General features: G+C 73.0%; 21 protein-coding genes. 8 read left to right on the top strand and 13 right to left on the bottom strand.

From position 1 onward, the window contains the following. Positions 1-261: 261 nt before the first annotated feature. A complete protein-coding gene (locus tag Vau01_RS29295) occupies positions 262-1,908 on the top strand; it encodes a substrate-binding and VWA domain-containing protein (RefSeq protein ID WP_203998985.1) in 1,647 nt (548 codons plus the stop codon). Here Vau01_RS29295 and Vau01_RS29300 read toward each other — a convergent pair whose 3' ends face one another. Beyond that, positions 1,909-3,009, bottom strand: coding sequence for a hypothetical protein (locus Vau01_RS29300; RefSeq protein WP_203998988.1), 1,101 nt, complete (start codon positions 3,007-3,009; stop codon positions 1,909-1,911). A gap of 89 nt (positions 3,010-3,098) precedes the next feature. Here Vau01_RS29300 and Vau01_RS29305 point away from each other — a divergent pair, with 89 nt between their 5' ends. The 4 genes from Vau01_RS29305 (at position 3,099) to Vau01_RS29320 (ending at position 12,385) form a co-directional block, all read left to right on the top strand. Beyond that, positions 3,099-5,024, top strand: a complete 1,926-nt coding sequence (locus tag Vau01_RS29305; protein WP_203998991.1) for a hypothetical protein — start codon at positions 3,099-3,101, stop codon at positions 5,022-5,024. Positions 5,025-5,037: 13 nt separating this feature from the next. Further along, positions 5,038-9,483, top strand: coding sequence for an alpha-(1->3)-arabinofuranosyltransferase (locus tag Vau01_RS29310; RefSeq protein WP_203998995.1), 4,446 nt, complete (start codon positions 5,038-5,040; stop codon positions 9,481-9,483). Positions 9,484-10,489: 1,006 nt separating this feature from the next. Next, positions 10,490-12,199 carry an MmpA family trehalose lipid delivery protein gene (locus Vau01_RS29315; protein ID WP_203998998.1) on the top strand — a complete coding sequence of 570 codons (1,710 nt, stop codon included), beginning with the start codon at positions 10,490-10,492 and terminating at the stop codon, positions 12,197-12,199. A 15-nt stretch (positions 12,200-12,214) separates the two neighbouring features. After that, positions 12,215-12,385: a hypothetical protein gene (locus tag Vau01_RS29320; RefSeq protein ID WP_203999001.1), complete on the top strand. Its 171-nt coding sequence runs from the start codon at positions 12,215-12,217 to the stop codon at positions 12,383-12,385. 69 nt (positions 12,386-12,454) lie between these two features. On the opposite strand, the gene Vau01_RS29325 is transcribed toward Vau01_RS29320, so the two are convergent. Then, a complete protein-coding gene (locus Vau01_RS29325; RefSeq protein WP_239151942.1) occupies positions 12,455-13,585 on the bottom strand; it encodes a glycosyltransferase family 4 protein in 1,131 nt (376 codons plus the stop codon). A gap of 23 nt (positions 13,586-13,608) precedes the next feature. Here Vau01_RS29325 and Vau01_RS29330 point away from each other — a divergent pair, with 23 nt between their 5' ends. Beyond that, entirely contained in the window at positions 13,609-14,331 is a 723-nt protein-coding gene (locus Vau01_RS29330) for a class I SAM-dependent methyltransferase (RefSeq protein WP_203999007.1), read from the top strand. 54 nt (positions 14,332-14,385) lie between these two features. Here the strand turns inward: Vau01_RS29330 and pgfA are convergent, their stop codons facing one another. From pgfA to Vau01_RS29345, 3 genes are all read right to left on the bottom strand, one after another. Beyond that, the gene (gene pgfA / locus Vau01_RS29335; RefSeq protein WP_203999010.1) at positions 14,386-15,393 is read right to left on the bottom strand and encodes a cell envelope lipid trafficking protein PgfA; all 1,008 of its coding nucleotides are present in this window, start codon (positions 15,391-15,393) and stop codon (positions 14,386-14,388) included. A 127-nt stretch (positions 15,394-15,520) separates the two neighbouring features. After that, a complete protein-coding gene (locus Vau01_RS29340) occupies positions 15,521-16,024 on the bottom strand; it encodes a DUF456 domain-containing protein (protein ID WP_203999013.1) in 504 nt (167 codons plus the stop codon). Beyond that, entirely contained in the window at positions 16,015-16,902 is an 888-nt protein-coding gene (locus tag Vau01_RS29345) for an EamA family transporter (protein WP_203999016.1), read from the bottom strand. The genes Vau01_RS29340 and Vau01_RS29345 overlap by 10 nt, the downstream gene beginning before the upstream one ends. A 74-nt stretch (positions 16,903-16,976) precedes the next feature. Here Vau01_RS29345 and Vau01_RS29350 point away from each other — a divergent pair, with 74 nt between their 5' ends. Continuing rightward, positions 16,977-17,870 (top strand): LysR family transcriptional regulator, encoded by an 894-nt coding sequence (locus Vau01_RS29350; RefSeq protein ID WP_203999019.1) that lies wholly within the window; start codon positions 16,977-16,979, stop codon positions 17,868-17,870. 2 nt (positions 17,871-17,872) lie between these two features. Here the strand turns inward: Vau01_RS29350 and hisF are convergent, their stop codons facing one another. From hisF to hisD, 8 genes are read right to left on the bottom strand one after another with little or no spacing between them, the layout of a single operon-like run. Continuing rightward, a complete protein-coding gene (hisF, locus tag Vau01_RS29355; RefSeq protein ID WP_203999022.1) occupies positions 17,873-18,628 on the bottom strand; it encodes an imidazole glycerol phosphate synthase subunit HisF in 756 nt (251 codons plus the stop codon). Positions 18,629-18,630: 2 nt separating this feature from the next. Next, positions 18,631-19,359 (bottom strand): bifunctional 1-(5-phosphoribosyl)-5-((5-phosphoribosylamino)methylideneamino)imidazole-4-carboxamide isomerase/phosphoribosylanthranilate isomerase PriA, encoded by a 729-nt coding sequence (gene priA, locus Vau01_RS29360; RefSeq protein WP_203999025.1) that lies wholly within the window; start codon positions 19,357-19,359, stop codon positions 18,631-18,633. A gap of 1 nt (position 19,360) precedes the next feature. After that, on the bottom strand, positions 19,361-19,681 hold the full coding sequence (locus Vau01_RS29365) for a hypothetical protein (protein WP_203999028.1): 321 nt from the start codon (positions 19,679-19,681) through the stop codon (positions 19,361-19,363). Next, complete coding sequence (hisH, locus tag Vau01_RS29370) at positions 19,678-20,289, bottom strand: imidazole glycerol phosphate synthase subunit HisH (RefSeq protein WP_203999031.1); 612 nt, start codon at positions 20,287-20,289, stop codon at positions 19,678-19,680. Before hisH ends, Vau01_RS29365 begins: the two co-directional genes overlap by 4 nt. Positions 20,290-20,302: 13 nt before the next feature. Then, positions 20,303-20,467, bottom strand: a complete 165-nt coding sequence (locus Vau01_RS29375) for a CG2302 family histidine operon protein (RefSeq protein ID WP_203999033.1) — start codon at positions 20,465-20,467, stop codon at positions 20,303-20,305. Then, entirely contained in the window at positions 20,464-21,078 is a 615-nt protein-coding gene (gene hisB / locus Vau01_RS29380) for an imidazoleglycerol-phosphate dehydratase HisB (protein ID WP_203999036.1), read from the bottom strand. The genes Vau01_RS29375 and hisB overlap by 4 nt, the downstream gene beginning before the upstream one ends. After that, positions 21,078-22,139 carry a histidinol-phosphate transaminase gene (locus Vau01_RS29385; RefSeq protein WP_203999038.1) on the bottom strand — a complete coding sequence of 354 codons (1,062 nt, stop codon included), beginning with the start codon at positions 22,137-22,139 and terminating at the stop codon, positions 21,078-21,080. Before Vau01_RS29385 ends, hisB begins: the two co-directional genes overlap by 1 nt. Further along, entirely contained in the window at positions 22,136-23,428 is a 1,293-nt protein-coding gene (hisD, locus tag Vau01_RS29390) for a histidinol dehydrogenase (protein WP_203999041.1), read from the bottom strand. The genes Vau01_RS29385 and hisD overlap by 4 nt, the downstream gene beginning before the upstream one ends. Before the next feature lie 93 nt (positions 23,429-23,521). Between hisD and Vau01_RS29395 the strand changes: the two genes are divergently transcribed. Then, positions 23,522-24,352 (top strand): hypothetical protein, encoded by an 831-nt coding sequence (locus Vau01_RS29395; protein WP_203999044.1) that lies wholly within the window; start codon positions 23,522-23,524, stop codon positions 24,350-24,352. Positions 24,353-24,361 lie beyond the last annotated feature (9 nt).

The following is a 24,361-nucleotide window of genomic DNA, read 5'->3' on the forward strand; positions in this document are numbered from 1 at the left end:
AGGGTGTTCCACAACAACGTGGGTGATTTTGTCTGCTGGAGCAGGCAAAATCACCCACGTTGTTGCGGCGGCGATGCGTGACAATTCGGTTCCATCGACGCAGCTGGGGCTACCGACCGGTAGGCCGCCCGTGGCAGGCTCTCCCCCATGTCCGAGAGTGCCGCTGCCACGGCACCAGAGCCGCCATCACAGCCACAGCCCGCAGCTGCCGAGGCGCCGCCGACGAAGACCCGGCGCCGCCTCAGTTTCCGTGGACGTCCGGTGCCGCCGCCGGTCATCTGGCTCAGTGGCGCCCTGGTGCTCGTGCTCGCCGCGTGGGCGAGCGTCACCTGGATCAACGCTGCCCTCGGGTCGGAGACGTGCGCCAGCCCGGTGGTGCTCGAAGTGGCCGCCGCACCGGCGCTCGCACCGGCGCTCGGCGATTTGGCCGGGCCGGGCGCGGCCGGTTCCTGCGCCGAGATCAGGGTGTCCGCACGGGACTCCTCCGCCTACGCCGAGATTCTCGCCAACCCGCCGCCGGGCATCCTGCCGCAGGTGTGGATCCCGGAGTCGAGCTTCTGGCTCGGCCGGGCGCAGGCCCGCGGCGCGTTCACGATCCCGGAGACCGGCACCTCGATCGCGACCTCGCCGGTGGTCATCGCCCTCACCGAGGCGGCCGCCGGCAACCTGGGGTGGCCCGGCCGGCCCGTTCCGTGGGCCGACCTGCTCGGCACCGGCGCAAACCTGCCGGTCGGCATCCCCGACCCGGCCGCCGACCCGGTCGGGATCGCCGGGCTCATCGGCGTGCAGGCCGCCACGGCGAACCGCTCCGACGCGGGACCCGCCGAGTCGCTGGTGCTGCGCCGGCTCACGCAGTACGTCGCCCCGCGGGCCGCGGACCTGTACCTGCGTCTGCCGGAAGCGGGCGGCGGCGCCGGCACCCTCCCGGCGTTCCTCACCTCGGAGCAGGCGCTGCTGCGGCACAACGCGCGCGGCGGAGCGGCGACGTCGCTGGTCGCGTCCTATCCGGGCAGCACGGTGCCGACGCTGGACTTCCCGTACGTCGTGCTACCGGGAGCGCAGAAGGCGGAGGTGGCGGCCGCCACCGCGTTCCTCGACCGGCTCCTCCGTCCCGATGCCAGGCAGGCCCTGCAGAAGGCCGGCTTCCGCGACCCCGACGGCACGCCACCCGCGATGAAGGACCCCCAACCGAGCGCCAGCCGCGTGAGCACCGCACCCATCAACCCCGTCGCGATGCCCACCGAGGACGACCTCGTGCAGGTGCTCAGCCGGTGGACCGGCGTGCAACTGTCGGCGCGCATCCTCGCGGTCATCGACGTCTCCGGGTCGATGAACGAGCGGACACCCACCGGGCAGACCCGGCTGTCACTGATGATGCAGGCCGGCCAGGAGGGCGTCGGTCTCCTGCTCGACTCCACCGAACTCGGCATCTGGGTGTTCTCCACCCGCATGAACGGCACTCTCGACTACCAGGTGCTGGTGCCCACCGGTCCGCTCGCGAACCAGCGCGGACGCATCGTCAGCGCGCTCGGTGCCATCAAGGCGAAACCCGACGGCGACACCGGCCTCTACGACACGACGCTGGCCGCCTACCAGGAGGCCCGCCGCACCTGGATGCCCGGCCGGATCAACGTCCTCCTGATCGCCACCGACGGCCGCAACGACGACGACAACAGCATCAGCCGCGCCCAGCTCCTCGCGGAACTGCAGAAGCTCGCCGACCCGCGCCGCCCGCTGCCGATCCTGTTCATGGGCCTCGGCGACGGCATCGACGTCAACGAGCTGAACGAGATCGCGAAGACGGTCGACGGCCGCGTGTACGTCGCCCGGCAACCGAACGACATCCGGGGGATCTTCTTCGCCGCCCTGTCCGACTTCGGCTGCCAGCCGCCGTCATGCCGGAAGTGATCAGCGCAGCGCGGCCACCAGCCGGGCGAGCAGGTCGGCCGCTGCGGCGGCGGTGAAGTCGCGGCGGCGGGCACGCACCGTCAGAGCCGTCGCCGCGGTGGTGCTCACCACGCCGACCGCCACCCCGGACGGCCCGCTGGGCTGCGGGTAGAACGTAAGCGACGCCACCGGCCCGCCGATCTCCACCGCGCCGAGGTTGGAGACCAGGAACGTGGCGCCCAGCCGCCGGGCGAGCACCCGCGCGCCCAGGCGCACCACGACGTTGCGCGACGGCGGGAAGTCGGGTTCGAGTACCTGGTTCTCGAGCATCGTCCGGACCAGCGAGCGATCCGCTCCGGGTGGCAGCCGCAGCCGGAGGTACGCTGCCCGGTGCTCCGGGGTGAGATCGTCGCCGTCGCGGCGGGACGCCCCGATGGCCGCCACCACGCGGCCGTGCCGCCCCCCGTTCCAGTCCTGGACCACCGCCACCGCGGCGGCGGTCACCGCGGCGGTGCCGGCGCGCAGCCGGGGCAGCCGCTCCGCCACCAGGACCTCGCCCCGGCCATCCGGCCGGGCCGGCGGGACCGCGCGCACCCGCGTCGGCGGCGCGAAGACGGCCTCGCCGACCCGGCGGGCGGCGGCCAGTGCGAACGAGGGGGCGATGACCCGATCACGCATCCCCACGACGTTCGTCCGCACCGGCTGGTCGACAGCCGCGCCGAGCAGGGCGAGCAGGCCGAGGCCGTCGACCGCACCGTGGTGCCCGGCCAGCAGCAGCACCGGAGGGGACCCGACGAGGGCGGCCCGGACCAGCGGTTCACGCCCGTCGTACGGGCGCCCCGCGAAGTCGTCGCGCACCTCGTCCGGCCGGCCGGTGGCGACGACGGATGGCGCGCCACCGAGGTGCGGGTACCGCGCGGAGAGAGCGGCCAGGCGGGCATGCAGCGTTCCGGCCTCGATCGGCTCGCTCAGGTCGGCCTGGAGCACGATGCTCCACGGCACGGTCGGATCGCCGTACAGGCCCACGGTCGCGCGGGCGCGCAGCCAGGCCTCGTGGGCTGAGCTGGAATCGCGGCCGGGAACGCGGCCGGGGTCGCGTTCGACCGGCTCGCCGCTGTGCACGCGCGACAGGATAGCAACCGAGCGGATCGAGACGATTTGTAATCGGCGACGGCTACCGATCGGTAGCCGCGGCATGGCAGGCTCCCTGCATGTCGGAAACCGCCGGCCTCGTCGCGCCACCCCATCCGGCCCCGGGCCGGCGCGAGGGTTGGCTGGCCCGGTGGTACGGCACCGACCCGGTGCGGGCGGCGGCCATCGGCCTGATCGCCGTCCACCTGGTGATCCGGGCCCAGGTCGGCGCCGGCGGCTACCTGGTCTACGACGACTTCTCGCTGGCCTGGCGCGCGGCCGAGCTGGACCTGTTCCCCGACCTGATGTTCTTCGTGTACAACAACCACCTGATGCCGGGCACGATGCTCGTCACCTGGGTGGTCACCACCGCCTGGCCGATGTCGTACCCGCCGTACCTGGTCGTGATGCTCGCCGGCCAGGCCGTGCTGGCGGTCGCGTTCTATCGGCTGCTGCGGCTGGTGCTGCCGGCGACCTGGGGCGTGCTGATCCCGCTGGCGATGTTCCTGTTCAGCCCGCTCACGCTGGAGGCGACGGCCTGGTGGGCGGTCGGCGGGTCGCAGCTCGGCATGCTCCTGGCGCTGGTGCTCGCGCTCGGCGCACAGGTGAAGTACGCCCGCACCCGCCGCACCCGGCACCTTGTCTCGCTGGGCCTGTCCTTCGCGCTGGGAGTGCTGTTCTTCGAGAAGACGTTGCTCCTCGCGCCGATTGTCTTCCTCTTCACCGCCTGCCTGCTGGTCAGCGGTGGCCCGGTGCGCAGCACCGTCGAGACGGTGCGCCGGTTCTGGCGCTCGTGGCTGGTGCTCGGTGCGCTCGCCGGCGGCTACGTGATGCTGTACCTCGCGCTGGCGCCCTCGGGCGCCCGCCAGCCCGCCAACACCGGTGAGGTCGTGACGTTCGCCCGCGAGATCGTGGGTACGACGCTGCTGCCCGGCCTGATCGGTGGCCCGTGGCGCTGGATCGACGTCGGCGAGGGGCCGCCGCTCACCGCGACGCCCGAGGTGCTGCGATGGGCGACCTGGGCCGCGTTCGCCACCCTGGTGATCGTCACGGTGAGCCGCCGCCGGATCGCCGCCCGCGCCTGGTTGCTGCTCGCCCTCGACATGACCATGACCGTCGTGCTGCTCGCCACCACCCGCCTCGGCGGTATCTACAGCCCGGCCGCGGGGTTGACCACCCGGTACGTCACCGACGTGGGGCTCGTCGGCGCGCTCTGCGTCGGGGTCGCGCTCTTCGGCCTCGCCCCCGCACCAGCGGCGGCCGCGGCAGAAGCCACGCCGGAAACCACGCCGGAAACCACACCGGAACCCGCGCCGGTGGACGCGCCGGCAACCGCGCCGACGAGGCCGGACGGGCGGCGCGTCGCCGCCGCGGCCGCGCTCGTGGCGGCGCTTGTGCTGCTGGTCGGCAGCGGCGGGTGGACGTCGGCGCGCTTCGGCGACGACTGGAAGCACAAGGTGGGCCGCGAATACCTGGCCACCGTGCGGGCCGAACTGGCGCAGGCGCCGCGCAACGAGGTGTTCTTGGACGCGGTCGTTCCGGACTGGGTCATGCCGGGCGTGTCCGCGCCGGACAACCTCCAGTCCCACATGTTCCGGTTCCTGGAGCCACGGCCGCAGTTCGTCACCGCCGCCGAGAATCCACGGATGTTCAACGACCAGGGCCACATCCGGCCGGTGCAGATCGACGGCGTGACCAACCGTCCCGGCCCGGAACCCAACTGCGGCTACAAGGCGACCGGCGGCCGCACCGCCCGCGTCGAGCTGCAGAAGGACGTGTTCGCCTGGAGATGGGCGATCCGGGTCGTCTACCTGAGCGGGGGCGACGCGCCGGCGGTCGTCTCCTTCGGCAGCACCGTCACGCGGTTCCAGATCCGGCACGGGGTGAACCAGATCGTGATCGTCGTCGGCGGCGGTGGAGACCACGTCAACCTGACGATCCTCGACCCGAACGTGACGGCGTGCACCAACGAGGTGACCGTCGGAACGCCGAGGCCCCAACCATGATCGACGTGCGCCCGTGACGAACCGCCCCACCGCACGGCTGCGTGGCGCGGTCGACGCCGTGCGCCGGCGCCCGCTGACGGTCGCCAGCCTGCTCACCCTGGTAGCGATCTCGTTCATCCAGCGGCCGGGCCGGATCACCTTCGACACCAAACTGGACCTGACCGTGAACCCGGCTGGGCTCATGGAGCGCTCGCTGCACCTGTGGAACCCGATGGCCACCTCCGGCGAGTTGCAGAACCAGGCGTACGGCTACCTGTTCCCGATGGGGCCGTTCTTCGCCGCCGGGCAGGCGCTGGGCGTCCCGATGTGGATCACGCAGCGGCTGTGGTGCGCGCTGGTGCTGTGCCTGGCGTTCGGCGGCGTCCTGCTGGTGGCCCGGGCCCTCGGCGTCGGCTCTCCCGGCGGCGAGCCCGGCCGACCCGGTGAACCCGGTGAGTCCGGAAGCTCCGCCCTGCGGCCCGCGGACGTCGCCCAGCACCTCGGCGCGTTGGCGTACGCGTTGGCGCCGCGGATGCTCACCGAGATCGGCCCGGTGTCCGCCGAGATGCTGCCGGCCGCTCTCCTCCCGTGGGTACTGCTGCCCCTGATCCGCATCCGGGCACCGCGCCGGGCGGCGGCGCTGTCCGGCCTCGCCGTGCTCTGCATGGGTGGCGTCAACGCCGCGATCGTCGCCGCGGTGCTGGTGCTGCCCGCGCTGTGGCTGCTGACCCGCCCCGTCACGCGCCGGCACCTCGCGCTTGTCGCCTGGTGGATCGTCTCGATCGCCGGCTGCGTGCTGTGGTGGATGCTGCCGCTGGTGCTGCTCGGCCGGTACAGCCTGCCGTTCCTCACCTACATCGAGTCGGCGGCGAACACGACGGGCGTCGTGTCACTGTTCCAGGCGGTGCGGGGCACGAACCAGTGGGTCGCGTACGTGGTCGAGGGCGAACCGTGGTGGCCAGCCGGTTTCCTGCTCGTCGACAACCCGGTGCTGATGGCCGCCACGATGGCCCTCGCCGCTGCCGGCCTGGCCGGGCTCGCCGCGCGGGGCCTGCCGGAACGCCGGTTCCTGGTGCTCGGAACGCTCGCCGGCCTGACCCTGATCACGGTGGGGTTCGTCGGCGCGCTCGACTCGCCGCTCTCCCACGCCACCCGCCACCTCCTCGACGGCCCGCTCGCGCCGCTGCGCAACGTGCACAAGTTCGAGCCGGTGCTCCGGTTGCCCCTCGCCCTGGGCCTGATGCACGCGTTGACCCGGGTGCCCGCCGGCGCGTTCCGCCGCGTCCCGGTGCGCTACCACCGGGTCGCTCAGGCCACCGCGCTGCTGCTGGTGACCGTCGTGGCCGCGCCCGCCTGGATGATCGCCCTGCGGCCCGGTCCCGGTTGGAGCGACCTGCCCGGCTACTGGCGGCAGGCCGCCGGCTGGCTCGCGGCCCAGGACCGGGACGCCCGCACCCTGCTCGTGCCCGGCACCGGCTTCGGGCAGTACGCCTGGGGCCGGACCATCGACGAGCCGATCCAGCCGCTCGCCGGCGCGCCGTGGGCGCTGCGGAGCCAGGTCCCGCTCGGCTCGGAGGGCAACACCCGGGTCATGGACACGGTCGAGGAGGTCCTCGCCGGCGGCCGGGGCTCGCCCGGGCTCGCCGGTTACCTGGCCCGCAACGGTTACAGCTACCTGTTGCTGCGCAACGACATCGACCGCTCCCGGCCCGACATCCCGCCGATCACGGTGATCCGGCAGGCGCTCGCGCGCTCCCCGGGGCTACGCCTCGTGAAGGAGTTCGGGCCGCAGCTCGCCCCGCCGGACGAGACCCGCAGCCCGGTCGACTACGGCGAGCAGCCGCCCCGGCTCATCGAGATCTACGCGGTCGGCGAGCGGGTGCCGACGGTCCGCGCGGTGCCGACGGCCGAGGTCGCGACCGTCAGCGGCGGCCCGGAATCGCTGCTGCCGCTGCTCGAACAGGACCTGATCAGCGCCGACCGGCCCGCTCTGCTCGCCGGCGACCGCGACGAGGACCAGCCACAGGCGACCGGTCCCTGGCTGGTCACCGACGGGCTGCGCCGCCGGGAACGCAACGTCGGCCGGGTGCGGGACAACGTCAGCCAGACGTTCACCGCGGCCGAGAACTCCCGCCAGGGCCGGACCGCGCTCGACATCCTGCCGTTCCCCGGCGAGGAGCATCAGACCACGGCCGTCTACCAGGGCGTCCGCGCCGTCACCGCCTCGACCGCGGCGAGCTTCGCCGACGCGCCGACCGGCACCGAGCCGTCGCGGCTGCCGTTCGCCGCGATCGACGGCGACCCGGCGACGGCCTGGGTGAGCGCGTCCCTCGACGGGCCTGTGGGCCAGTGGCTGGAGGTGGCGCTGGACACTCCGCGCCGGATCCCCGAGGTCCGCCTCAGGTTCGTCGACGACGTGCGGGTGGGCTGGCAGGTCACCCGGTTCCGCCTCACCACCGACCGCGGCTCCGTCGAACACGACGTGACACCGGGCGCGGAAGGCGTCTACGCGACGCCGGCCGGCCTGGCGACGACCGTGCGGGTCACGGTGCTCTCGGTCACGGGCGGGCGCACCACCGGCAACGTCGGCATTCACGAACTCGGGCTACCCGGGGTCGGTACCAGCCGGGCGCTGCGGGTGCCCGTCGACCAGAGCGCCGCCGCGGACGCGCCGGGGTACGCGTTCAGCCGCGGCCACTATCCCCGCGGGGCCTGCTACCCGGCGGCGAACGAGGGCAACGCGGTCCGCTGCGACCCCCTGCTGGCCCGCACCGGCGAGGAGGCGCACGGCCTGGACCGGCTGTTCCGCACCCCGCGGCCGGCCCGCTACGGCCTGACCGTGACCGCGGTGCCGCGTCCCGGCGCCTTGCCGCCGCTGGTCCCGGCGCTGCTGGAGGCCGACGCATCCTCGTCGCTGTCCGGCGACCCACGGGTCGGGCCGTTCGCCGCGATCGACGGCGACCCGACCACCGCGTGGCTGGCCGACGTCGGCGACACCGCGCCGACGCTGAAGCTGTTCTGGACGGACATGCGCAGCCTTGACCGGATCTCCGTCCGCTTCCCGGGCCGTCCCGTCGGCTCCCGCGCCACCACGATCGAGCTACGCACGCCGGTCGGCACCCGCACAGCCACGTTGCGCGCCGACGGCAGCGCCACCTTCGATCCGATCGTCACCGACAAGGTCGAGATCGTCATCACCGGCTTCGATTCGCGGGTGCTCGACCGCCGCAACGCGAGCCAGGCGACGCCCGGTTTCGCCGAGGTGGACCTGCCGGCGCTGGCCGGCCTGCGGCCACCGTTCGGCCCGGACGCCCCGCTCGACGTGCCGTGCGGGCGCGGCCCGGTCGTCGAGCTCGACGGGGTCCGGTTCAAGACCTCGATCACCGGGACGCTTGACGACTTCCGCAGCCGGCGCCCACTGCCGGCGACGATCTGCGACCTGTTCGCCGCCGACGCGCTGGACCTGCCGGCCGGGGAGCACCGCCTGCACTCGGAGCCCTCGGCCTCGTTCCTGATCCAGGACGCCGCGCTGCGCCCGGTCGCGGCGGGTCCGATGTCGGATCCCCCGGCGGAGCGGGCCACCACCGTGACGAAGTGGACCGCCACCGACCGGGCGATCCGCGTCGCCGCCGGTCCCCGGTCGCTGCTGGTGATCCCCGAGAACGCCAACCCGGGCTGGCGCGCCACCCTCGGCGGCCAGCCGCTGCGGGCCACCCGCGTCGACGGCTGGCAGCAGGCGTGGGTGGTGCCGGAGGGCGAAGGCGGGCTGGTGCGGCTCGAGTTCACGCCCGACCGTCCGTACCGGCGCGGGCTCGCGATAGGTGCGGGCGCGGCGCTGCTCGTCGTGCTGTTCGCCGCCGTGCCACCGCTCCGCCGCCCGGTGCCGTCAGGCCCCGCGCCGACTCGCCGCCGCATCGGGCGCTACGTCTTCACCGTCGCCGTGCTCGGGCTGGTAGCCGCGTTGTCCGGTGTGCTGGCCCTGGTCCTACTCATCGCCGGAGCGCTGGTGCGGCAGGTGTACCCGCGGGCCATGGCCTGGATCGCGCTCGGCGGCGCGGGTGTCGCCACCGTGGTCGCGGTCGCCGGCCGGCTCAGCGGGCACTCGCAGAACTGGGCCTACAGCACCGTCGCCCAGGCCGCCATGCTCACCGCGGTCTGCGCCGGGGTCGCCGCCGCGGCGATCGTCGTCCCCGGCACCCCCGACCCCGACGACCTCCGCGCCGACGCCGACGAGCACCAGCAGCCCGGCGGCGGTGGCGGCGGCACCGGCGACCGCGGTGACCGACCCGTTGAGCCAGAGCGCGACGAGGCCGATCTCGACGGCGATGGCCACCCACACCGCGAGGATCGACCGCACGTCACCGCTCGCGACGCGGGAGAAGAGCAGCAACTGGGCAACGGCAAGCAGCGACCCGGTGAGCGCGAACAGCCACAGGGGCACGACCTCCCCTCGGTATCCCGCACCGCCGATGACCGGTAGCAGCCGCGGCCCGACGAGCGCCGCGAACAGCACCACCGGTGTGTCGATCGCGAGCACGGCGAGCACACCGGTCCGCAGCGCCGACCGGCGACCGGCGCTGTCGGCCAGCCGGGGCAGCACGACGACGGCGACCGCCTGCGGCAGCCAGTAGGCGGCCTTGGCCAGCACCGCGCCGACGGCGTACACCCCCGACGCGTGCGCCGACAGCACGTTGCGGGCGAGGATCACGTCGAGGTTGAGCAGCACCACCAGGCCCACCGTGGCATAGGCGGCGTGGGCCACCCCGCGCAGGAGGGCGGGCGCGGGGCGGGCCGGCCACGGCCGTCCGCAGAGGACGAAGGCGGCGGCGGTCGCCAGCAGGATGCCGGTGGCGAGCCCGGCCAGCGCGGCGGTCGCGCTGCGTCCGATCACGAGGCCGGCGATCGCGCCGCCGATGCGCAGCACCGTGTCGAGACCCATCACGAGCGCGAGCGACCCGAACCGCTGCCGGCCCTGCAGGACGCCGCAGAGCGCGCCGTACACCGGGAACGCCGTCAGCGCGACCGGCAGCACCAGGGCCGGCCCGGCGCCGTGCAGGTGCAGCAGGGCGACGAGCACGGGCGCGCTGGCCAGCGCCGTCACCCCGACCGCCGCGCCGAGCCCGACGCCCAGGCCGACGGCCGAACCGACGGCAGAGCGCCGGGCCGAGGTCCGCCCGACCGTGGCGACGTACAGCGCGACCCCGGTCTGCACGCTCATCGCCGGCACGATGCCGACCACCAGCACGGCCATCAGCGCCGACAGCTCACCGAACGACGCCGGGACGAGCAGCCGCGCCGCCACCACGGTGAAGACGTAGTTCGAGACGTTCCCGGCCAGCGACGCGACCGAGACGATCAGCGCCTGGCGGTGCACCCGGGCCACGGGCCGTGCCGCGGCGACCGCCATCGCAACCCCTCCCCAATGCCGGCTTACCGGTCGGTAACATCCAGACTCTATCGGGGATGACCGCCCACCGGGAGAGCCGATGACACACCGACCACGATGGCCAGGGCGTGTCCTCGCCGCCGCCTGCGCGGTGCCGGCGCTCGTGATCGTCGGCCCGGCCCTGGCACCGGGTTTCGTGCTGCGGTACGACATGGTCTTCACGCCACGGCAGCCGCTGCTGGCCGAGAGCGTCGGGCTCGGGTCGGCGCTGCCCCGGGCGGTACCGGCCGACGCGGTGGTCGCGCTCGCGACCACCGTCATTCCGGGTGACGTGTTGCAGAAGGTCGTCCTGCTGCTCACCGTGTGGGCGGCGGCCTACGGCGCGGCCCGCCTGTGTCCGGCCGCACCGCTGGTCGCGGCGGTCTTCTACACGTGGACGGCGTACGTCGCGGAACGGCTGCTCATCGGGCACTGGTCGGTGCTGGTGGCGTACGCATGCCTGCCGTGGATCTGGGCGGCCGGGCTGCGCGTCCGGGAGGGGGCGGCGGGCGGCTGGCCGGCGCTGATCCTGGCCTGCGCGCCGGCGGTGCTCGTGCCGACCGGCGGGGTGCTCGCGGCCGGCGCGGCGGTGGCGGCCGCCGGGCTGCGGAAGGCACCGCGGACGGTCCCCCTGATGGTGGGGATGAACGCGCCGTGGTGGCTGCCGGGGCTGCTGCACGGGGCGACGGGCAACGGCGCGTCCGATCCGGCCGCCGTCGACGCGTTCGCCGCGCGGAGCGAGGGGCCGGGCGGCGCGGTGGTCAGCGTGCTCGGCCTCGGCGGCATCTGGAACGGTGACGCCGTGCCGGCCGGCCGGTCGGGTGTGCTGGTGCCGCTGGTGGCCCTGCTGCTGGTGGCGGGCGGCGGCTACGGGCTCTGGCGGCTCGCGCGGGTGTGGGGGCGGGCGCCGGTGCTGGCGCTGGCCGGGCTCGGGCTGCTCGGGATCGCGATGGCCGTCGCGTCCACCGTGCCGGGGCTCGACGCCGCGGTCCGCTGGCTCGTCGCCGACGTGCCCGGCGCCGGAATCCTGCGCGACGGCCAGAAGTGGGTCGCGTGGTGGGCGCTGCCGGCCGCGCTGGGCTGCGCGATGGCGGTCGACGCGATACCACCAATAGGGCCACGGGCCCGGACGGCGGCGCTGATCGGTGCGGCGCTGCTGCCCGTCGCGCTGCTGCCGGGGCTGGCGTGGGGGGTCGGCGGCCGGCTGGAGCCCGTCCGCTATCCGCGCGACTGGTCGGCGGTCCGCGCCGAGCTCGACCGCGACCCGCGCCCGGGCGACGTGCTCGTGCTGCCGTTCCAACCGTTCCGGCAGTTCGACTGGAACGACCGGCGCACCCAGCTCGACCCCGCCCCCCGGTTCCTGAACCGGTCGACGGTCGTCGACGACACGCTGGTGGTCGGCGACCGGGCGCTGCAGGGCGAAGACCGGCGGGCGGCCGAGGTGGGCGCGGCGATAGGTGACCCCGACCGGCTGGCAAGGCTCGGGATCGGCTGGGTGCTGGTCGAGTACGGCACCCCGGGCGCAGTCGGGCCGTCCGAGCTGGCCAGGCTCACGCCCGTCCTCGACGGCCGGTGGCTGGCGCTGTACCGCGTCCCCGGCAGCGTCGCCGAACCACCGCGGACCGTGACCGACCACACGGCCGCGCGCACGGCGGTGATCGCGGTCGACGCGGCCGTCCTGATCACGGTTCTGATCGCGCTCGGCTGGTGGTTGCGACGTAGGTTACCGACGAGTACATTCATGTCCGTCGCCGAACATGGTGCGATCTGACGAGGAGGCTCCCCCGTGCGCATGGTCGCTGCCATCCTGATCTCCGCCGTTCTCGGCATCGGCCTCGCTGCGGGCGCAACCGCCGCGATCGTCACGACCAACGCGCCCGACAAAGATGTCGAAGCCACGTTCAAGGGCGAGACCAACGTCAAGCAGCGCGACGTCGTTCCCTACGGCCAGCGCTGACCCCCCACGCACACAGCTGAACGGCTCGGCGGGACCCTCGATCCCGCTGAGCCGTTCTTCTTTGCGTGCCTATGTGGCGGCGGGCGTGTGGCGCGACGCGTTCCCCACCGGCTGGCCGGCCAGCACCGCGCGCACCACCCGGTCGAAGCTGCGGACGCTGTGCTCCCACTCGAATCCCGCCACGTACTCGCGGCTGGCCTCGCCCAGCGCGGTGCGCATCAGCCCGCACTTGAGCAGGCCCTCCACCGCCGTCACGAACTCGTCGAGGTCGTCGGCGAGCAGGCCGGTCTTCCCGTTCAGCACCGACTCCCCCACGCCGCCCGCGGCGTGGTAGGCGACCGTCGGCACCCCGTGGGCACCGGCCTCCATCACGACGATGCCCCAGCCCTCCTTGACCGACGGGCACAGGTGGACCCACGAGCGGGCCAGGATCTCGTGCTTCTCCTGCTCGTCGACCCAGCCGTGGATGGTGACCCGGTCGGCGACGCCGTGCGCGGCGGCGTACGCGGCGAGCGGCTCGGCCGACGGGCCCCGGCCGATGATCTCCAGCCGCAGGTCCGGCCAGCGCCGGTGCAGCCGGGCGACCGTCTCGACGGCGTGCTCGATCCGCTTGTGCGGCACCAGTCGGCTCACCACGACCAGCAGCGGCCGGGAATCGCGGCCGGAGGTGACGTGCGGTACCGGGTCGAGGCCGTTCGGCACCACGGCGACGCGCTCCGGATCGATTCCGAGCAGCGCCAGTTCGGTGCGGGTGTGCTCGGACACCGTGACGTAGCGGCAGTTCCGGTAGACGCGCGGTGCCACCCACGACTCCAGCCACCAGCCGACCCGGCCGAGCACCGGGCCGAACCACGACCGCCACTGCAGCTTGTGCAGGTGGTGCACGAGCACCACCACCGGGCAGCGGGCCACCAGCGTGGTCAGGAACGGCATGCCGTTCTGCACGTCGACCACCAGGTCGGGGCGCAGTCGCAGCACGGCGATCACCGCCCACAGGTAGACGGTGAGCCGGCCGCCGCGGCGCACGTACCGCACGCCGTCGATCACCTCGTCGCGCGGGCCACCCGCGGGCCGCGCGCAGAACATGGTGACGCGGTGGCCGCTGGCCGCCAGACCGACCGCGATCCGCTCGACGTAACGTTCGGAACCACCGGACTCCGGATGGCCTGTATCACGCCATGTCGTGATAAGTACATTCACCATGACGACCGCCAGGTGGCCACATGACCCACGCGACGCTTGACCGCTCGGTGCGGCTCTTCCGCGCCTTCCTGGTGGAGCAGACCGACCCCGACCGCTTCTACAAGGAACTGGCCGACGACTCGGTCGCGCTCCTGAAGACATATACCCCGCTCGATGGAAAATCCATGCTCGACGTCGGCGGCGGCCCCGGCTACTTCGCCGACGCGTTCCGCGCCGCCGGCGCCGGTTACATCGGCGTCGACCCCGACGCGGGTGAACTGTCGGCCCGCGGTGGCCCGGCGGCGGGAATGGTGCGGGCGAGCGGGATGGCGCTGCCGTTCGCCGACGCGTGGTTCGACGTGTGCTACTCGTCGAACGTGCTCGAGCACGTGCCCGACCCGCACAAGATGCTCGACGAGATGGTGCGCGTGACGCGTCCCGGCGGAACCGTGTTCGTGTCGTTCACGCCGTGGTGGTCGCCCTGGGGTGGACACGAAACTGCGCCCTGGCACTACCTCGGTGGTGGGTACGCCGCCCGCCGCTACCGCCGCCGGACGGGTCACGAGCCGAAGAACCGGTTCGGACACAGCCTCTACCCCATCTCGATCAATGCGGCCCTGAAATGGGCGCGCGGTACCGGACAGGCGGACCTTGTCCACTTCCTGCCGAGGTATCACCCGTGGTGGGCCCGCTGGGTCGTGCGGGTCCCGGTGGTGCGCGAGGTCGTGTCGTGGAACCTCGCGATGGTGTTGCGGCGTCGCTGACGCCGGGTTTGTCGACCCGAGCCGGTGCCCGCGGAGCACCGGCTCGGCGTCATGTCAGCCGGTCGGTACCGGTTCCGGTTCCACGGCCTTCGGGCGACCACGGTGCCGGCTCCGGGGAGTGCCGCGGCCCGACACCAGGAGCAGCACGCCACCGATGACCATCAGCCCGCCGACCGTCCACATCACGATCGGGCCGGTGCGGGTCAGCAGCACCAGCCGGTCGGCGGCCTCGCTGGCCTTGTCGACCTGCTGCTGCACGGTCTGCGGCGTCCAGGCGAGCGTGCCGGCCAGCACCACGAACTGCTTGTTGCCCGGGCCCTGGAGGAACTGGCGCTGCTGCTCCTCGCCCTTGACGATCTGCCCGGTGTGCGGCTCGACCCAGATCTTGCGCACGTTCTCGTACATCTGGTCGCTCGACAGCGTGCCTTCGGTGCTGCCGAACAGGCTGCCGGGCACCTGCTGGGTCTTGACCTTCGTCGGCTCGATCCGCTGCACGAACCGGTACGTGGCCAGGCCGTTCACCGACTCCTCGCCGTCGTAGGCGATCGGCAGCGCGCGGCGCAACGAAATGTCGAAGAACGTGTAGTCCTTCTTCTGGGTGTCGAACGGGAACTTGTACTGCAGGCCGCGCTGGTCGACGTCGGTCGTCTCGGTGCCGTCGTCGATCTTTTCTTTCTCGCAGTCCTGCAGGCCCTCCGCGGTCCGCCGGTCGACGCACACCCACTGCTCGATGGCGTTGATGAGCGTGCCGCGTTCGTCCTCCACGACGAGGCCGACCCGCCACAGGGCCACGTCGCCGTTCAGTTTCACTTCGGGGGCGTCGTACTGACCGCTGACGATCCGCCGGGCGGTGACCGTGGCGTCGGTACGGATCGGGTTACCGCCCTTGGCCAATTCACCCGGGTAGAACACTGTCATGTTGGTGCCCTGGGCAACCGTCTCGCTATCGGGGTCGAGGGGTGCGACGGCGAGCCGATCGTAGATGACCGTGGGCATCAATAGACCGAGCGTTATACCGAATGCACCCAGTGTGACAAGAAGAATGCCGGCAACGCGTCGCATCGAACCTCCACGCACGTGTCCACAATCACAGGCGTCGCTGAGGTTACCGCGCAGTAGCTTGTAAGGAAAGCGATGGCGAGAAACATTCGGGAGCTATTCTGCGCTGCCGGGTTTCCTGACGCCCGTTTCAGGTGGCGAGCAGACCGATCGTCCACGTGCCGGCGATCACCAGCGCGGTGCTCAGTTCGATGAGCATCGAAAGGCCCGCCGCCTGCAACGCCGCCTTCGTCGACGGCCATGCCTGTTTGCTGTCGCCCACCCGTCGCCACTCGGCCAGCCAGACGCCGAGGATGAAGCCGATCGGCAGGCCGACGATCGGGATCACGAAGAAGCCGACCAGGCCCAGCGCCCCGCCGGCGAGCAGGGTGAGGTTCGGTACGCCGCTGCGCTTGAGGTTGCGGCCGGGCCAGGCGTACTTCGACACGAGCCCGAGCAGCGCCACGATCGTGACGACGGCGACCACGGCCCACCGGCCCACGCTGTCGACGCCGCCGAAGATCGCCCACACGACCGTCGCCGTCCAGCACAGGATCACGCCGGGCACGAGCGGGATGATCACGCCGAGCACGCCGACCACCATCGCCAGGGCGCAGATGACGGTGATCGACGATTCGGAATCGCCTAGGTCCACGCCCGAAACCTACCGGTCGCCCCGCCGACCCGCACGGGCACGGCACCCAGGAGGACGCCGGCGAGCACCGCCGATCCACCGACCACCTGCGTCCAGCCGACCTCCTCGCCCAGCAGCACCGCCGCGGAGGCCAACGCGAACACCGGTGCCAGCATCGCGAACGGCGCGACCGTCGCCGCACCGTACCGGCGCATCAGCGTCCCCCACGCGCCGAACCCGAACAGCGTCGCCAGCACCGCGATGTACGCGACCGCGCCGACCGCGCCCGGGTCGAGCGCCCGCAGCGCCGCCGCCACCTCGCCCGGCCCGTGCACCGCGAGCGACAGCGCGGCCAGGATCGGCGTCGCCACCACGCTCACCCAGACCATGAAGTTCAGCAGGTCGGGCGCGGTCGCCCTGCGCATCGCGACGTTCGCCAGCCCCCATGCCGCACCCGCCGCGACCACCAGGGCGAACGCCGTCACCGGCCGGTCGGCGCCGAGACGCGCACCCAGCAGCACGATGCCCGCGGTAGCGACGCCCAGCCCCACCACGACCCGGCGGCCCGGCCGCTCCCGCAGGAACGCCGCCGCGAACACCGCGGTGAACACGGCCTGGCACTGCAGCACGAGCGCGGACAACCCCGCCGGCAGCCCGGCCGCCATGCCGGCGAACAGCAGCGGGAACTTGACCACCGCGAGGCTCAGGGCCACGGCGACGATCCACCGCCAGGGCACCGTGGGACGTCCGACGAAGACGACGGCCAGTGCGCATACGGCGAACCGCAGCGTGACGAACACCAGCGGCGGCATCGTGTCCAGCCCCACCTCGATGACGACGAAGTTCACGCCCCACACGAGCGCGACGAGCAGGGCCAGGGCCAGATCGCGAGGCTTCACGGGGTCCGATCGTGCCCGTCAAGGTCATGAAGCACCATCGAATGTTTCTATGCGTTACCTGTTAGCCTCGCTACATGATTGAACTCGGTCGGCTGCGGGCGCTGTGTGCGGTCGCGAGCCACGGGACGGTCACCGCGGCGGCCGCCGCCCTGCACTGCACGCCGTCGGCGGTGTCGCAGCACCTCGGGAAGCTGGAACGCGAGACGGGCACCGTGCTGGTCGAGAAGGACGGCCGCGGCCTGCGGCTCACCAGCGCCGGCCGGGTCCTGGTGGAGCACGCCACCCGGGCGCTGACCGCGGTCGAGGAGGCCGAGGCGGCGCTGGCCGCGCACCACGGCGTCGTCGCCGGAAACCTGACGATCGCGTCGTTCCCCACCGCCTGCCGCGGGCTGGTGCCGGGGGTGCTCACCCGGCTGGCCGTCGACCATCCGACGCTGTCCACCGGCCTGATCGAGGCCGACCGCGACACGATGATCGAGGCGCTGCGCCGCGGCACCGTCGACGTCGCCGTCCTGGACGAGTGGCCGGAGCTACCGGTGACGTTCCCGCCCGAACTGGAGCACGAGGTGCTCGGGCACGACGTCGCCGACCTCGTCGTCCCGGCCGGTCACCCGTTGGCGGCCGGCACGGGTCCGGTGGCGCTGGCCGACATCCAGCATGAACGCTGGATTGGGTCGACGCCCGGCACGGTCTGCCACGAGTGGCTGGTGCGGGTCCTCCCCCGCGCCCGGCCGAACCTCCTGGTGGCGGAGTTCGAGACCCAACTGACCCTGGTGGCCGCCGGCCTGGGGGTTGCCCTGGTGCCGAGGCTGGCCCGCACCGCCCTCCCGCCCGGAACCGTGGCCCGCGAGGTCGCCCCGCAGGCGTCCCGCCGGGTCCTGGTCGCGACCCGCCGGGCCTCGGCCCGGCGCCCGGCGGTGGCCGCCGCGATCGCCGCACTGCACAAGACCTGGGCCGCCCGGCCCTGATCTCAGCGGACGGATACGCCGGCCGCCGACAGCTCGTGCTTCACGTCGGCGATCTTCAGTTCCCCGAAGTGGAAGACGCTCGCGGCCAGCACCGCGTCGGCACCGGCGCGGACCGCCGGCGGGAAGTGGGACACGGCACCGGCACCGCCGGAGGCGATCACCGGTATCGTCACGGCCGCCCGGACGGCGGTGATCAGCTCGAGGTCGAAGCCGTCCTTGGTGCCGTCGCGGTCCATCGAGTTGAGCAGGATCTCGCCGGCGCCCAGTTCGGCGGCGCGGGCGGCCCACTCGATCGCGTCGATACCGGTGCCGCGGCGGCCGCCGTGCGTCGTCACCTCGAACGAGCCGGTGTCGTTCCGCCGCACGTCGAGCGACAGCGTGAGCACCTGGCTGCCGAACCGTTCCGCGATCTCGCTGATCAGCTCGGGCCGCGCGATCGCCGCCGTGTTCACCCCGACCTTGTCGGCACCGGCCCGGAGCAGGGTGTCGACGTCGGACACCGCCCGCACGCCGCCGCCGACGCACAGCGGGATGAACACCGTCTCGGCGGTGCGGCGCACCACGTCGAGCATCGTGGCCCGGCCGTCGGAGGACGCGGTGACGTCGAGGAACACCAGCTCGTCGGCACCGGCCGCGTCGTAGGCGGCGGCCAGCTCCACCGGGTCGCCGGCGTCGCGCAGGTTGACGAAGTTGACGCCCTTGACCACCCGACCGGCGTCGACGTCCAGGCACGGGATCACGCGAACGGCGACGCTCACGGTCACACCGCGCCGCGCAGCGTACGCAGCGCGTCGTCAACGGTGAACGCGCTCGCGTACAGGGCCTTGCCCACGATGACGCCCTCGACGCCCACCGGCTCCAGCGCCGCGACCGCGCGCAGGTCGTCGAGCTTCGCGATGCCGCCGCTGGCGATCACCGGACGCTCGGTGCGCTCGCACACCTGCAGCAGCAGCGTGAGGTTGGGGCCGCTCAGCGTGCCGTCGCGCTGCACGTCGGTGACCACGTACCGGCTGCACCCGGCCAGTTCGAGCCGTTCGAGCACCTCGAACAGGTTGCCGCCCGGCTTGGTCCAGCCCCGGGCGTGCAGCGTCTCGCCGCGCACATCGAGCCCGACGGCGACCTTGTCGCCGAACCGGCCGCACACGTAGTCGGTCCAGGTCGGGTTCTCCAGCGCGGCGGTGCCGAGGTTCACCCGCGCGGCGCCGGTGGCCAGCGCCCGGAGCAGGGTGTCCTCGTCGCGGATGCCGCCGCTGAGCTCCACCGCCACGTCGAGCTTCTTGACCACGTCGGCCAGCAGTTCGTGGTTGGAGCCGCGCCCGAACGCCGCGTCGAGGTCGACCAGATGGATCCACTCGGCCCCGTCGCGCTGCCAGGCGAGCGCCGCCTCCAGCGGATCGCCGTACACCGTCTCGCTGCCGGCAGCGCCCTGTACCAGGCGAACCGCCTGGCCATCGGACACGTCCACAGCGGGCAGCAGGGTCAGGGTCACGTCAGATCCTCCGGTCGAAGGCCAGCACCACGATGGCGGGTGCGACGAGTACAACGAGCACGGTAATCGCTACACGCAGCGTCAGGGACCCTACGAGCAGCCAGACCAATACCAGCACACCCAGGCAGCCGGCGACGATCGCGGCACGCTGGCCGCGCGAGCGACGTGCGAACATGCGTCCCGTACGACCCACGCGCGGCCGCAACCGCCGCGCGAGCGCCCGGCGCTGTGCGGCCCGGGCCTGGAGCCGGTCGCGCCGCGCCTGGGCGGCCTCCGCCTCGGCCAGCCGGGCCGCCCGCCGCACCGCACGTTCCTTGCTCATGACAGCGATCGCACCCAGTTCCGGAGCAGGGTGGCACCGGCGTCGCCGGACTTCTCCGGGTGGAACTGGGTGGCCGCGAGCACGGCGGTGTCGAACGCGGCGACGAAATCCCCGCCGTGGTCGGTCACCGCTGCCCCGTCCAGGCCCGGCGTCGGCCGGGCCGCATACGAGTGGACGAAGTAGAAGCGCTCGCCCTCGCCCAACCCCTCGGCCAGGCGGGCGTTCGCGGGCCACCGGACGACGTTCCACCCCATGTGCGGCACCACCGGCGCGTCAAGGCGGGTGACCTCGCCCGGCACCAGCCCGAGCCCCTTGGTCTCGACCCCGTGCTCGGTGCCGGCCGCGAACATCACCTGCATGCCGACACAGATGCCGAGCACCGGCGCGCCGGCCCGCACCCGGTCGGCGATCACCGGACCGGCGTTGATCGCGTCGATGCCGGCCATCACCGCCGCGAACGCGCCGACGCCCGGCACCACCAGGCCGTCGGCCCGGGCCGCCGCGTCGAGATCACCGGTGACGGTGACGTCGGCGCCGACGCGGGCCAGCGCGCGTTGTGCCGACCGCAGGTTGCCCGACCCGTGGTCGAGCACGACAACCGTTGCCATCGAGAGCCTCCCCTCAGCCGTAGACGAGTCGGAGGGCGCCGGCCGTCACCGACATGAGCGCCATCGCCCCGAAGAGCGCGACCGCCTTCGTCGACGCACCCTGCTGCCGCATCGACCACGCGCCACCGATGAGTACGCCGCCCAGCGCGAAAAGGACCACGGTCAGAACCGTGCTCACAGGACGCCCTTGGTGCTCGGCACCTGGCCGGCGTTGCGCGGGTCGACCGCCACCGCCTGGCGCAGCGCCCGCGCGACCGCCTTGAACTGCGCCTCGACCACGTGGTGCGCGTCGGGCTGGGCCCCCGGCCGCGACGCCCGCAGCACCGTGACGTGCAACGTGATCTTCGCGGTGTGCCCGAACGACTCCCAGATGTGCCGGGTGAGGCTGGTCGGATACACCGGCCCGATGTAGGGGGCGATGGTCGTGGGCTCGTCGTGCACCACGTACGGGCGCCCCGACAGGTCGACCGACGCCTGCACGAGCACCTCGTCGAGCGGGACGATCGCGCTGCCGAACCGGGTGAGGCCGGCCTTGTCGCCGAGCGCCTCGGCGAACGCCGTGCCCAGGGCGAGCGCGGTGTCCTCCACCGTGTGGTGGGCGTCGACCTCCAGGTCGCCGGTGGTGTGCACGCGCAGGTCGAACCCGCCGTGCTTGCCCAGCTGGGCGAGCATGTGGTCGTAGAAGCCGATGCCGGTCGACACGTCGACGGAACCCGACCCGTCGAGGTCGACCCGCACGCTCACCTTGCTCTCGTGGGTGTTGCGCTCCACGCTCCCGACGCGTCCCATCACAGCACCTCTCTGATCGCCCGCAGGAACGCGTCGGTCTCCTCCGGCGTGCCGGCGGTGACGCGCAACCACCCGGCCAGCCCCACGTCGCGTACGAGCACGCCGCGGTCGAGCAGCGCCCGCCACACCGCCGACTGGTCGTCGAAGCGCCCGAACAGCACGAAGTTTGCGTCGCTGTCGGCGACGGTCAGCCCGTCCCGTCGCAGCTCCGCCACGATGCGGTCGCGCTGCTCCTTGATCGCGTCGACCGTGGCCAGCAGCGCCGGCGCCTGGCCGACCGCGGCCCGCGCGGCGGCCTGGGTGAGCGACGACAGGTGGTACGGCAGCCGCACCAGCAGCATCGCGTCGACCACCGCCGGCCCGGCCGCCAGGTAGCCGACGCGGCCGCCGGCGAACGCGAACGCCTTGCTCATGGTCCGGGTGACGACCAGCCGCGGGTACCTCCCGAGCAGCGCCAGCGCGCTGGGCGTTCCGGGCCGGGCGAACTCGGCGTACGCCTCGTCGACGATCACCATCCCGGTCGCCTCGTTCGCGACCGCCTCGATCACGTCGGGCTGCAACGCGGTGCCGGTCGGGTTGTTCGGCGAGCAGAGGAACACCACGTCGGGCCGGTGCTCGCGCACCTGCGCGACCGCCTCACCCGGGCCGAGGTCGAAGTCGGGGCCGCGCTTCGCCGGGATCCACCCGGTGCCGGTTCCGGCGCACAGCAACGGGTGCATCGAGTACGACGGCGTGAAGCCCAACGCCCGGCGTCCCGGCCCGCCGAACGCCTGCAGCAACTGCTGCTGCACCTCGTTGGAGCCGTTCGCCGCCCACACGTTCGCCTCGCCGAGGCCGTGCCCGAGGTAGGCGGCGAGGTCGGCGCGCAGGGCCTTCGCGTCGCGGTCCGGATACCGGTTCAGATCCTTGAGGACGCCCGTGAGCGCCTTCTCGACGGCCGCCGCGACCGGTTCCGGCAACGCGTACGAGTTCTCGTTCGTGTTCAGGCGCACGGCGACGTCGAGCTGCGGCGCGCCGTACGGCTTGAGCCCCTTCAGCTCGTCCCTCAACGGCAGCGTCATGTCGAAAACCTCGCGGTGACGGCCTCGCCGTGGGCGGGCAGGTCTTCGGCGTGCGAGAGCGCGACCACGTGGCCGGCCACCTCGCGCAGCGCCGCCTCGTCGTACTCGATGAGCTGCACGCCGCGCAGGAACGTCTGCACCGACAGCCCGCTCTGGTGCCGGGCGCAGCCGCCGGTGGGCAGCACGTGGTTCGACCCGGCGCAGTAGTCGCCGAGCGATACCGGCGACCAGGCACCGACGAAGACCGCGCCGGCGTTGCGCACGCGTTCGGCCACTTTTCGCGCGTCGCGGGTCTGGATCTCCAGGTGCTCGGCGGCGTAGGCGTCGACCACCCGGAGGCCCGCCGCCAGGTCGTCGACCAGCACGACCGCCGACTGCGGACCGGTGAGCGCGGTGGTGACCCGCTCGCTGTGCTTCGTTGCCGCCACCCGGGCCACCAGTTCCTTCTCGACGCTGCCGACCAGTTCCTCGCTGGCCGTGACCAGCACGCTCGCCGCCATCGGGTCGTGCTCGGCCTGGCTGATCAGGTCGACCGCGACGTGCACCGGGTCGGCCGTGTCGTCGGCGAGGATCGCGATCTCGGTGGGCCCGGCCTCGGCGTCGATGCCGACCTCGCCGCGCAGCAGCCGCTTCGCGGCGGTGACCCACACATTGCCGGGACCGGTGATCATGTCGACCGGCTCGCACTCGCCGGGTACGCCGTAGCCGAGCATCGCGATCGCCTGGCCGCCGCCCACCGCGTACACCTCGTCGATGCCGAGCAGCGAGCAGGCGCCCATGATCACCGGGTGCGGCAGGCCGGTGTCGCGCTGCGGCGGGCTGCTGACGGCGATTCCCTCGACGCCGGCGGTCTGCGCCGGTACCACGTTCATCACCACGCTGGACGCCAACGCGGCCAGCCCGCCGGGCACGTACAGCCCGACCCGCTGGACCGGGATCCACCGCTGGGTGACCGTGCCGCCCGGCACCACGTTCGTGGTGACGTCGGTGCGGCGCTGATCGGCGTGCACCTGGCGGGCCCGCCCGATCGACTCCAGCAGCGCGGCCCGCACGTCGGGGTCGAGCGCGTCGGCGGCCCGGCTCAGGGCCTCGACGGGTACCCGGAGATGCTCCAGTTCCACCCCGTCGAACTTCCGGGTGGCGGCGCGCACCGCGTCGGCACCGTGCTCGCGCACCGCCTCGACGATCGGCCGCATCGCCTCGGTGGCGGCGGTGACGTCGACGGCGGCTCGGGGCAGGAGACGGCGCGGGTCCGCAGCGGAACCGCGCAGGTCGATCCGGGTCAGCACCCGGACAAGTCTAGGTCGTGCCTGGTGCCGCCCGTTCCCGCCCGCGCCGGTGTCCGAGGGCCGGACTTGATCTCCGTCGCTAGGGTTCCCACCATGACGACGGTCATCGATTACGGGTCCTTCCGCGCCCGCCTCGACGCGGCCAAAACCACGGACGCCAGGTGGCGGTTGCTCAACGCGTTCCAGCGCGAGTGGGGCCTCGACATCGAGGACGAATCGGGCATCGGCTGGATCGACGACAACCGTGAGCGGCTCGACGAACTCCGTGACGACCCGTCGTCCTACGACGAGGACGAAGACGACGACTTCGAGCACGTCGACCTCGCCCTGGAGGTGCCGGGCGCCCTGGACGAGTGGTGGAGCCTGCCGTTCAACTCGTTCGTCGCCAACCCCCGCTTCTACTGGACGCATCCGATCTACCCACCGTCGCTGGAGGCCGGCGGCGGTGACGAGATCGACCTGACGCCGGGCCTGTTCGGCACCACCGACCTGCGCGTGTGCCGGTTCATGGCCGAGTACCAGTACTGCAACGAGTGGGGCTACGCCGCCGCGCACGCCGACCTGTCGGACCCGCCCGCGCTGGTGACCGCCGACGAGAGATGGCGGGTGCAGGCGCGCAGCCTGTCCGAGTTCTTCCTCCTGATGGCGGTGGTCCGCCTGCCGAGGTACGTCGGCTGGACGGCCGTCCCCGACCGGGCCGCTGCCCCGGATCCGTTGCCGGCACTCGGTTTCCTGCCGTGGCGCGAACTCGGCGGCAACGTCACCGTGCACGGTGCCCCGGACGCGCTCGTCTACCACGACACCGCCGACGGGTCCGAGCAGCCGCTCGCGGTCGCCGCCCGGACCCGGGAGGCGCTCGACGGGGTGGCCGCCCGCCTCGGCGTCACGTGGAAGGAGACGGCGCCGCCACGGCACGCGACGTGAGTTGCCCGG

The organism is Virgisporangium aurantiacum (genome assembly GCF_016863635.1).
Classification (GTDB): domain Bacteria; phylum Actinomycetota; class Actinomycetes; order Mycobacteriales; family Micromonosporaceae; genus Virgisporangium; species Virgisporangium aurantiacum.